Source organism: Megasphaera massiliensis (genome assembly GCF_036305205.1).
GTDB lineage: Bacteria > Bacillota > Negativicutes > Veillonellales > Megasphaeraceae > Megasphaera > Megasphaera massiliensis.
In genome coordinates, this window is sequence record NZ_JAXIXE010000022.1 from 1 (window position 1) to 5,143 (window position 5,143).

Consider the following 5,143-nt stretch of genomic DNA (forward strand, 5'->3'; position numbering starts at 1 on the left):
CTGGTAAGTGACAAAGCTTCTATGCATCTCGATGCCATGGGCGTCAATGACCGCCTCTACTTCGCTACTTTGGCCAACAGTGATGCCGTATTTACCAGCCCCATTACCCAGCGCAACGTACAAAAAGGCCATTTATACGACTACATTATCGGCATCGATTCTGAAACGACGGCTACAACGGATGCAACCGATGCGGTTGAAACTGTCGCTGACAGAGCCGCAGCGGATACGACGACGGATTGGTTCTTCGGTACCGTCGGCTATACCGAAAGCCCAATCGTTGAAACGGGTCGTATCAATTCGCAGATTCTGTACGATCTCGTAACCGACGTCGATACGTTGAACAAGCGCATGGGTGACGTTCGCCAGATGAATACCGATCCCGACGGATGGTGGGCCCGCACGACCTATACCCATCAAGACCGCGATTCCTACTCCGGTCACAGCAATCGCTTTGAACTGGGCAAAGACTTTGTCATGACTCGTGACGACGGCAGCACGGTCCATCAGGGCGCTGTCTTTACCTACCTTCGCAGCAGCGATTCTTTTGCGGACGGAAACGGGAAGTACAAACGCTACTCCGGTTCCCTCTATCACACCTGGCTCGGCAATGACGGCCAGTATGTAGATGTTATCGGCCGTATCGGCAAGGTCATGGGAAACAGCCATACCTTCTTGATCAATGGCACTCAGTCGGACAGCTCTTTCGGAACCTGGTACCAACAGGCTAGCGTCGAAACGGGCAAAACCTACGATCTGGAAGATGGATGGTACTTTGAACCGCAGGCTCAGCTACAGTATACGCACATGAACAGCAAGTCCTACACCAGCAGCGACGGCATCAACCACGACTTAGACAGCGTCAACAGCTTCATCGGCCGTTTGGGCTTCCGGTTGGGACAGAAGCTGAATGACAAGACGAGCTGGTACGTGAAGGGCGACATCCTCCATGAATTCTCCGGTGACGGCGGCATCATGCTGACCTCGGCCAATGGCTTGGAACGAATCGATTACAACCGCGACGGTAAGGATACGTGGTACGACTTAGGCGCAGGCCTCACGGCAGAATTAAGCCCGGCCAGCAGCCTGTGGTTCGAATTTGAACGCAAATTCAGCGGAACCTATAGCAACGATTGGGAATTCAACGGTGGTATCTCCTGGAAGTTCTAAGTCGTAAGTTATTCGCAATTCAAATTTATATGGTTTAACAGATATGCAATCCCCTTCATGGATGCCTGATCGGCGTCGGTGAAGGGGATTTTTCTATGTATGAGGTACTGGGGAAGACTTTTTCTCCTGATTTATAACATTACGATGATTTGTTGTCATGGAGTAAATTGGTCAATTATAGATGATGCATTAAGAAAACACATAATTACCTTGAAATAGATACATAATAAACTTACAATGGAAATATAAGTGAGATAATTTATACATATGACAGAGAAATAGGACATAATATTTATGAGCATATGATGAATTACCTTGATCGGACGATATATTTTGTAGTGATGAGGAGGTAACTATGAGCAGTAAAAAAGCGAGACGAGAGCTATTGCGAGTGCTGGTGTTGGCGGCCCTCTTGAGTACACCCTATATGGGCGCGGCAGCGGTCGAATATCCCATAACCGGCGATACGATTGGGGGGACTCATGATCTTCAAGGAAAATATTCCTTGTTCGACTTTGCCTCTGATCAGAATGTGACGGCTACAGGGAATGTGAAGGTCACTTCGAAATGGCCGGGCGGTGAAGTAAGTGTAGGAGAAGGAATCATTTTTGACGGAGGTTTTAAAGAAGATTCAGCGAATGAAAATTTGGATTTGAATATGGATGGTTATTCCCTGTCCATCGATGCAGAACCGGATATTCTATATATAGAGCGAGATAACGTAAGTGTGAATATTCATGATGCCGATAAGATTGAAATGACGGCTCATTATGGAGCAATCATGGGAGTTTGGGGAATGAGTGGAAACTCTATCAACCTTCAGGCTAAGAATGATATCCTGTTAGCCCAAGCAGACTCAGATTCATGGAGTTCTTACATATCAGTAGATGGCGATAATCAGTTGAAATTGACTGCCGGCAATGACATCGTATTGCAGAGTAACGTGTCAGGCCCTATGATGAGTATTGGTGAAAATTCTAAGGCTGAAATGAATGCCGGTAATAATATTACTTTTGATAAGAGCGGTATCAGTTCTTGGGATGGGGGATTCCTTAAGATAGACGCCGGTAAGGATATTACTTTTAATGAGGCCGATATCGAGGTTTGGCGTAACGGCGAGCTTCAGATGACGGCCGGCAATGACATCAAGGTGAATGGTGAAGGGGTTGCAGGAATTGATCTTAATGGTGAAGGAATCCTTCATATGGAAGCCGGACAGATTACGTTTGATAAAGCGGATATTGAGGCTATAGAGGAAGCTACACTTGAAATGAATTCCGATAAGGACATTACGTTTGATAATGGGAATATCGATATTCAAAGTGGCGCCAAGATTAACATGGACGCCGGAAATAATCTTAAGTTGGATAATACGAATGTTAATGTTCAAGATGAAGCTGCGCTTAAAATGGATGCCGATAAGGACATTACGTTTGATAAGACCAATGTAGTTGTTCAAGGTAGTGCAAATCTTAACATAGATAACGTTAATAATATCGTTTTTAATAAGACGAATGATGAGTCGGACTCACCGAGTCTATACATCGATGACAATGGCGAGGTGACGCTGCAGGCTAAGAACGATATTCTGTTTAACCGCGATCAAGACGGGACTTTTATTGGTTTTGGCAGTCGTGGAACGGCAGAGGTAACAGCGGAGGACGGAAATATCATTTTTCATGAAAATCAGGTCAGTAATTCACCTGCTATTAAGGTGATTTTTGGCTCAAATCTTCACATGAAAGCACAGACTATCAAGGGGAATATGCAGCGTTTGGTCGAGGCGGCCGGAAATGGAGAGCCTGAATTCTCCTTAACGGCCAAGGATATTGAATGGGTGGCTCAAGGTAAGGAAGTGGACCCTGTAGGATTGTTCGATGATGCCAGTATGGTGATAGCTAGCGATGGAAATTTTGTTTTTGATGCGGACCGTACTCTTAAGTTATCGTCGGAGATAAGCCCCACGCTGGTGCACGCCTTCAATAGCGATGTTACGCTGAGCGCCGGCGACTCGATTTACCTGCACAATGCCGGTTCGGATTACAGATATTGGTCTCAAGCGAATTTGTGGGCTGAGTCCGGGAACATCGATTTGACGACGGATGGATTGATTTCCATCGATAATAAGGGCGCTGTTGCGGCTCAGGCAGTAGGTTTTTCAAAGATTAATTTTAACGGCAATACGATTATGCCCGAGGTCGGTATCGGTGCTCGTTCGGAAGACGGCGGGAAGATTAATTTTAACAAAAATACAGTTATGTCAAACGTCGGTATCGGCGCGTGGGCGCAAACCGATTTCCCGTACGAGGGCGAAGAAACATCAGAAATGGATTTTAACGGGCTACAGACAATTGACCAAGCTGAAAACAGGCCTGTTGCCAATTTTAATAATAATAATATTGTCATGAGGCAAGCCGATATCGACGATTGGGAGGAAACCGATGACGAGTCCGAGTATGAGGAAGATCACAGATCAAAAATTACTTTTAATGGGCCTCTGACCATTCTTCAGGCTAAGAACGGAGCTGTAGCTAGACTTGACAGCGATATCGTTTTCAACGATGCCCTTAAGATTCAAGCCGAAGACAATGCTTTTTATACAAAATGGGCAGGACGGATACAGTCTCTTACAGAAGGCGTGGACAAGGTTATAATCGGCAATATGCGAGCCCATAACGGTCAGATTGATGTCCTCTTTGACACGGCTGACTCATCCTTCACCGGTTTTACGGAATTGCGCGAGATTAAGAAACATTATTTTTATGGCGAAGAAGATTCTGAAGGCGACGAAGGTACTTGTCCGGCTATTTCCGGACCTGGTGATTGTGGTGATGTAGAGTACCCGGACGAGGAAATTGTAGATGAAAGTACTTGCCCGCTTGAGCCCGGACCTGGTGATTGCGGTGATGAAGACAATGGCGGCTGTGAAGAACCGGTTGTCGATGAAGGCTCTCACATTAATATTACCTTGAGAAACGGTGCTTTCTGGGATGTAACGGGCGACAGCACGTTGACTACATTAGACAATGACTCCTTTGTTAATATGACTGATGGAACGCGCAGCGGTACCAGCATCACGGCGAAGAACCTGTCCGGTACGGGCACGATCGCCATGGATCTCGATTGGACCAGTAATGGCGGCGCCAAAGAAAAGACCGAACACAGTGACTATATCGTCGCTACGGAAAGTGCGACCGGAACGCAGACGGTAGTGAGCGATCCGGCGACCATGCATCTGGATTCCATGGGCATTGATGACCGCCTCTATTTTGCTACCTTGACTAACAGCGACGCTGTGTTTACCAGTCCCATTACTCAGCAAAATGTAACTAAGGGCAGCTTGTATGATTACACGATTGGCATTACGTCTGAAACAACAGTGACAACAGATTCGGCAGAAAATATCGCTGACAGAGCGGCGACGGATACGACGACGGACTGGTTCTTCGGGACCATCGGTTATACCGAAAGCCCGCTCGTTGAAACGGGCCGCATCAATTCGAATATCATGTACGACCTGGTAACCGACGTCGATACCTTGAATAAGCGCATGGGCGACGTTCGCCAGATGAATACCGATCCCGACGGCTGGTGGGCTCGCACGACCTATACCCATCAAGACCGCGATTCCTACTCTGGTCACAGCAACCGCTTTGAACTGGGCAAAGACTTTGTCACGGCTCGTAACGATGGCAGTGTCGTCCATCAGGGCGCTGTCTTTACCTACCTTCGCAGCAGCGATTCTTTTGACAACGGAAACGGGAAGTACAAACGCTATTCCGGTTCCCTCTATCACACCTGGCTGGGCAATAACGGCCAGTATGTAGACGTCGTCGGTCGCATCGGCAAGGTCATGGGCAATAGTCATACCTTCTTGATCAATGGCACTCAGTCGGACAGCTCCTTCGGGACCTGGTACCAACAGGCCAGCGTCGAAACGGGCAAAACCTACGATCTGGAAGACGGCTGGTAC

The 5,143-nt window shown here is 47.3% G+C and carries 2 protein-coding genes; both read left to right on the forward strand.

What is annotated here, in order from left to right:
* A partial coding sequence (locus UCI88_RS04500) for an autotransporter outer membrane beta-barrel domain-containing protein (RefSeq protein ID WP_330024061.1) occupies window positions 1-1,170 on the forward strand: 1,170 nt, incomplete at its 5' end.
* Window positions 1,171-1,525: 355 nt separating this feature from the next.
* On the forward strand, window positions 1,526-5,143 hold a 3,618-nt coding region (locus UCI88_RS04505; protein ID WP_330024063.1), incomplete at its 3' end, for an autotransporter domain-containing protein.